A 492-nucleotide genomic window follows, 5' to 3' on the forward strand; every position below is an offset into this window, starting at 1 on the left:
CGCAGGAAACGCCGTTCGAGAACATCGGCGGGTACCCCAAGATCGCGATCTTCGCGTTGGGAGCGGCTTGCTGGATCGAGGAAAGCACGCCGAGGATCTTGTCTTCGGCCGCGTCCGTGAGTTCCTTTGTTTTGTTCTCCAAACTCTTCCCGTTCGACAGCTGTGGGAGTTCGCGGCACGGGGTCTCAAGCTTGCCCGAGACGACGCACTGTCGGACCACGTCGGAGAAACCGATGTCGTTGCCGCCAATCGTGATCGTGACGAGGGTCGTGTTCTCGTCCAGGTATCCCTGTTCGATCTGCGGGAGCTCCCTCGTCTTCGTGCCGCGCTCTCCGGACGCACTCGCGCTGACGTCGGCTGCGACGGCGCCGCTGCAGGCGATGAAGTGGTAGTCGAGCGTGGGGTCGTTCGAGTCTGCCCTCGCGCCGATCGACGTCGCCGCCGAGGAGACGATTGCCTTGCGCGACCATGACGCATCCGAGCGGTGGCAGG

General features: G+C 63.6%; 1 pseudogene. It reads right to left on the reverse strand.

Annotated features, from left to right (window positions below):
* Window positions 1-492: pseudogene (locus BIU91_RS16145) on the reverse strand (GDSL-type esterase/lipase family protein); the annotation flags it as partial.

This window comes from Curtobacterium sp. MMLR14_002, assembly GCF_001864975.1.
In the GTDB taxonomy this organism is placed as follows: domain Bacteria; phylum Actinomycetota; class Actinomycetes; order Actinomycetales; family Microbacteriaceae; genus Curtobacterium; species Curtobacterium flaccumfaciens.